Annotated in this window: 1 protein-coding gene; it reads right to left on the bottom strand. The window is 64.6% G+C overall.

The window, feature by feature from the left end; all coding sequences use genetic code 11:
• The coding region (locus tag BW14_RS02320) for an IS256 family transposase (protein ID WP_140489221.1) at nt 1–584 on the bottom strand (584 nt) is incomplete at both ends.

The raw sequence follows: 584 nt of genomic DNA, 5'->3' as shown, positions 1-584 counted from the left end.
CCTTCCTCAACTGATAGTTCAATGATTCGATGCTGTTGGTGGTGTAGATGACACGGCGCAGCATCGGCGGGAACTGGAGGAACGGTATGAACCGGTCCCAGGCCCGCTCCCACGTGGCAGCCACGGACGGGTACCGGCGTCCGAGCTCGCTTTGCCTGAACTCGTCCAACGCCTTGCGCGCCTGCCCGGAATCGACCGCCTCGTACACCCGCCTCAGATCCCTGCACACGGCCTTGCGGTCATGGTCGGCCACGAACCTGTTGGCCGCGCGGATCAGATGCACCACGCAGGTCTGCACCATCGCCTGCGGCCATGTCGCCTCTATCGCCTCGGGCAGGCCCTTCAACCCGTCGCAGCACACGATCATCACGTCCGTGACGCCCCTGTTGGCGATCTCGGCGCACACGTGCGCCCAGAACGAGGAGCCCTCCGCATCCTGGACCCAGATGCCCAGCACGTGCTTGAGGCCGTCCATATCGACACCGACCGCGAGATGCGCGGCCTTCGACACGACCCTGCCCCCATCCCTGACCTTCACGCGTATCGCGTCCAGGTACATGACCGGATAGAACTCGTCCAACGGG

The organism is Bifidobacterium sp. UTBIF-68, assembly GCF_006408855.1.
Classification (GTDB): Bacteria; Actinomycetota; Actinomycetes; order Actinomycetales; family Bifidobacteriaceae; genus Bifidobacterium; species Bifidobacterium reuteri.
This window is presented reverse-complemented; position numbering and strand designations above follow the sequence as displayed.